The sequence below is a fragment of the Psychromonas hadalis ATCC BAA-638 genome (assembly GCF_000420245.1).
GTDB classification, from domain to species: Bacteria; Pseudomonadota; Gammaproteobacteria; order Enterobacterales; family Psychromonadaceae; genus Psychromonas; species Psychromonas hadalis.
In genome coordinates this window covers 1-5,002 of the sequence record NZ_ATUO01000217.1, presented here as the reverse complement: position 1 = coordinate 5,002, position 5,002 = coordinate 1, and the positions used below count along the sequence as shown (strand labels likewise).

The 5,002-nt window shown below is 36.8% G+C and carries 5 protein-coding genes; all 5 read left to right on the top strand.

The genetic code is table 11. The annotated features are described in order from the left end of the window. The first annotated feature begins 383 nt into the window (after window positions 1–383). Window positions 384–1,343: a KpsF/GutQ family sugar-phosphate isomerase gene (locus G322_RS0117565; RefSeq protein ID WP_022943007.1), complete on the top strand. Its 960-nt coding sequence runs from the start codon at window positions 384–386 to the stop codon at window positions 1,341–1,343. A 6-nt stretch (window positions 1,344–1,349) separates the two neighbouring features. Then, window positions 1,350–3,326, top strand: coding sequence for an intermembrane phospholipid transport YdbH family protein (locus G322_RS0117560; RefSeq protein WP_022943006.1), 1,977 nt, complete (start codon window positions 1,350–1,352; stop codon window positions 3,324–3,326). Beyond that, a complete protein-coding gene (locus G322_RS0117555) occupies window positions 3,326–3,514 on the top strand; it encodes a YnbE family lipoprotein (RefSeq protein WP_022943005.1) in 189 nt (62 codons plus the stop codon). The genes G322_RS0117560 and G322_RS0117555 overlap by 1 nt, the downstream gene beginning before the upstream one ends. Window positions 3,515–3,569: 55 nt before the next feature. Continuing rightward, window positions 3,570–3,884, top strand: coding sequence for a YdbL family probable chaperone protein (locus tag G322_RS0117550; protein WP_022943004.1), 315 nt, complete (start codon window positions 3,570–3,572; stop codon window positions 3,882–3,884). Window positions 3,885–4,898: 1,014 nt separating this feature from the next. After that, the coding region (locus G322_RS24625) for a DUF2492 family protein (protein ID WP_022943002.1) at window positions 4,899–5,002 on the top strand (104 nt) is incomplete at its 3' end.

The following is a 5,002-nucleotide window of genomic DNA, read 5'->3' as shown; positions in this document are numbered from 1 at the left end:
GGGGCTATTCAGTAAGATCATACCGACCCTCTTTTCAAGTGCAATCTAAACACTAATGTAGCGCGCTGTTTTAAGACAATGGGGCTATTCAGTAACCCTCTTTTCAAGTACAATCTAAACACTAATGTAGCGCGCTGTTTTAAGATAATGGGGCTATTCAGTAAGTTCAAATTTCATCATGCTGAGCACCTTCCAAATCCAATCCAAATGGTTATTAGACGTAGGACTTTAGCCCTACTTACCCTTTCAGAAATAACAACGACTCCCTTGCAAAGTGCCTTTCATCATTACTTGTTAAGAATTACCTGCTAATAACTTCCTTTTATCGCTTTCCAAATAGTTAAAGATAAGTAAACTTAACGGACTGACTTTAAGGAATTTTTATGACCCAATTTTCGCTTTCTAAAAAACAACTATTAAAAGAAGTACGTAATGTTTTTGATGTGCAATGCCAAGCAATTTCAGCGCATAGCAAAGCATTAGGTGATGAATACCTGCAAGCATTAGCGCTGATGAAAAATTGCACTGGACGTGTGATTGTTTGTGGTATGGGGAAGTCGGGACATATTGGTAAAAAAATATCAGCGAGTTTAGCCTCTTTAGGTACACCCTCATTTTTTTTACATCCGGGTGAAGCGTTCCATGGTGATTTAGGTATGGTCATGGCGGATGACCTGATGTTACTTATCTCCTACAGTGGTGAAACAGATGAACTGTTAAAAATTATTCCATCACTGCAAAATTTTGGTAATAAAATCATCTCTATAACGGGGGGAGTGGATTCATCGTTAGCCAAGAATTCAGATGTGGTCTTAGATGCAAGCATTGAAAAAGAGACTTGTCCTAATAACTTAGCGCCAACCACATCAACGACATTGACGCTTGTTATTGGTGATGCACTCTCTTCTGTACTGACTCTTGAAAAAGGCTTTACCCCAATGGACTTTGCTCGTTTTCACCCCGGTGGCAGTTTAGGACGACGTTTATTAACTTTTGTTAAAAATGAGATGCGCAGTGAAAATTTACCGTTTGTTGACACTGATACTTCATTAACTGATGCACTGTTAGTGATGACAGAAACCCGTACAGGGCTTGCTTTAGTGATGAAAGATAAGCAATTACAAGGGGTTATTACTGATGGCGATTTACGTCGATTTTTAATATCAGGGAAAAATATCAATGATACACTTGCGAGTGAATTGATGAATAAAACGCCCTGTTTTATCTCTTCTGATACGCGCCTTTGTGAAGCCGAGGAGTTGATGCGTGAAAAACATATAAAATGGCTTATTGTCAGCGAAGATGGTAAACAGATAGATGGCATTATCGAGTGGGGACAGTAGTTCACTATGCGTTTATTTGGCAAGGGACTTGCCGCTTTCATCTGTGCTTTAAGCCTATTGATTATTGCACCACTAACAGAGGCAACCTCGCTTGAAAAGTTAACATGGTTACCCCTATTAACGGTAAATATAAAAAAATTACAGCCAGATAAAAACTGTCCTCAAAATCAAATTAACGATTTAAAGGTAGATAAAAGTGATGGGCAGATAAACAGTGATATTGGCCTGCTTAACTGGGATCTAGACTGTGGTCAAAGTGATGCTCAGAATAATCGTGCACTCTCAGAAACGCAGAAAAATGATCTGGTTAAACAACTGTTTACCCAGATTGGTCAGCTACCCTCTTTTAAGTTACGTTTTAAAACCATTAACCTGTTTTCTGATCTATTTAAAAATACCTTTTCCAGCAGTCTCTTTCTTACAAAAACAGACTCTGCACTATTTTCCACACTTATCAATGATCTGTTAAAGGCCAAGTTAACCCTTGACCTTACTACGAAAAAATTAACCATCGAAGTGGTTGTTAAGTTACAAAAACTATCTCGTTATATCGATTTAACAGAGCCACAACAGCGTTATTTAAACAACAACTTAACCGTACATTATCAGAGTGATCTTAACCGTTGGTTTCAAGGAAAATTTAATATTGAATGGCATGGGGAGGTTGCAGAGTTTGCGCAACGATTAAGTTTATCAGCATCTGGCCATGTGGATCTGTTGAAACAAAACATCACCCTTTCTGCACTTTTAGTGAATGCAAAAAAGGTGACGATTTCTCTTTCAGAAAAGCAGAGTTGGAAAACATCGTATATCAAACTCAAACTATCAGCGCCTGCTTTTTTTAATTATGAGCAATTAAAAATAGAAAAATTACCCCTACATTTGCGTATTGGTTCAAGTACTCTGTTAACAAAAGTACCGCGCGGAAAAAGTCGGCGTATTCGTATTGATAAACAAAAATTACCGCCTCTTTTTATGCAGTTAATTACCCGTGGAAAAGAGAACTCCCTACTAGTAGACTGGACTGTAGCGCTACTTAATCAAAAATTAACCGGCAAGCTTTTTATTGATTCAGAAAAGGTACAGTTACAGCTTTTAGAAAATCATATTATTCTTCACACCTTAGTGAAAGCATCTGCTCGTTATGTTGATGGTTTAGATCTTTTCGAAATAGAGAAGGGGATGATTAAACTGAATTTATTGGTTAAATATCAGCGTAAACAGAAAACGGTTACTTTTGTGAGTTCACTGAGTGCGGATGATGTCGCAGGGAAACATGATGATATTTTATTTGATGGTCTGAGTTTTAGCAGTGATCTTGATTATTTTATCGATAAAAAGATAATGATTCAAAAAGATAAGCAACAGCTTAAAATTGAAAATTTATTTGTAGGTGTACCTATTCAAGCGTTGCAAATAGATGCTCAGATAAATGCAGGTGAGCCTATTGTGCAACATTTCAAAGCTAGATTATTAGGCGGACGGCTGGATTTTGATGATTTTAAACTGACTCCACCGAGTCAAACCATATTGAATATTGCCGGTGTAAGTTTGTCTGAAATTATTAAATTCAGTGCCTATCCTGAGATACAAAGTAAGGCAATCATTGATGGCATGTTACCTTTAAGTTTAACGATTAATGGCCCTGAAATTACAGAGGGTATGATTTTTGCTAGGCCACCGGGTGGTTACATTAAAGTCCCTGAAAGTACCGTGATTAAGGCGATGGGAAATGGTAATGCTGACGTTTCATTCGTCATGCAATTATTATCAAATTTTCAGTTTGATACTATGCAGGGTCGTATCGAGTATACTAGTGATGGAGAGAGTGATTTAAAAATTGAAATTAAAGGAATAAGCCCTAATATAAGTGGTGCTCAACCTATTCACTTTAACTATTCACATCAAGAAAATATTTTAAAACTGTTAAAAAGCCTACGTTTTAACGACCAATTAACGCGCAATATAAAGGAGAGATATTAGTGCCAACTAACCCTTACCTACTGGTATTAGCCCTGTTTTTAGTGTCTGCTTGTACGCCACGTATTGAGCTTGCGATGCCCAGTGAGCCTATTACCATCAACCTCAATGTGAAAATAGACCATGAAATCCGTATTAAAATAGATAAAGAGCTTGATGATCTATTTGATGAAGATAGTGGCCTGTTCTAGTTTTGAGTATTAAATTTTATTCCGTCAATCAAGATAAATTGAAAGAGAGATAAAAATGAAAAAGTTATTTGTTTTATGCACACTAATACTAAGTATTTCAACATTTGCACTCGATCTTGGCGATGCCAAAGAGCAAGGTATCATTGGAGAGCAAAATAATGGTTTATTGGGTGTGGTAGAAAGCTCCCTTGAGGTGGAGGCATTAGTGAAAGATATTAACCAACGTCGCCTTGATAAATATGCCCAAATCGCAGAAAAAAATAGCATGACAGTTAAACAGGTTTCTCTTTTAGCGGGAGAAAAAACCATCAAAAAAACGCCTGCAGGGCAGTATATTCAAAATAGTACGGGTCAGTGGGTGGTTAAATAATTACTGATTTTTGCTACTCATAAGGGGGCGCTTTTGGTTTGTAAGAGATCCGCTATTTCAAGCGGAGACTTCCACCTTTTATAACGATTGTTATCGCTAACAAAAAAATGTAAGTTTCGTGTATCTTGTTGATTTTATTATGTTTAAATTAATTCCCATGATAATATTTACACTTGTGCCAAGTAATTATTAAAATATGTTGTTTCTCTTTTTCTTAGCTGTTTATACTTGTTTACAAGTTAAGGGATAAAGCGCAGAGATGGGATTTCGCGTTAACAAGCTAGGAAAGCATTTAATAGGAACACCTCAGAAGAGGTTGCAATAGAATTTGTATTACGGATAGTAGGAATACCAGACGGATTGGTAAAAGGATAAAAGCTTGGAGCTGTATTTAAAGGATGCTTTAGGATAAAAGCGCTGCAATAGATTCAATTGCATCATGGATTTAAGGAAACTCAAACGGATTGGGTAAGGAAAAGCTTGGAGCATCGATCAAGGAACACTTTCTGGGCAATTAATTTGCAAGAAAGGCGCAATAGGATTTATTGCTAATAGGGATTCATGGACACTCTAAGGGATTTAGAGCAAGGACACCTTCAAGGCAGAAGCGGTTACAATAGGATTGTTAACAAGGATCAAGGACACTCTCAGGGAACAAGAAATGGGAAACTGCTTAGATTAGCAATTGTCAGGGAACCACAAGGGTGTGGAAACAATCAATGGAATGAACATTAAGACTATAAAAAGGCGGATACTTAACGGTATTCGCCTTTTTTCATTTATACCATTCCGCATAATATTGTGATCAGGGCTTGTTGAGGAAAAATGATGAAGAGCAAGGTGCATGATTGAGTAATAGCTAGCTATTGCGATTGAATGCAACGTCGCTATTTATTATTTTAACCAACAAGATAGATCAGATACTTATGCGGATTGGTATTATATGTCCTAAATCAATACTTGAGTCAATCACTTGGTTATAGTGCTTTAAATGAATAATAAAAGGTAAAAAACATGAGCGAATCGATTCATGGTCATCAAGTGATGGAGATGATGGCAACAGCAGAAAAAAGTTATAGTAAAGAAGCATTAAAAGCGGAAATTGCAATTAAATTTGG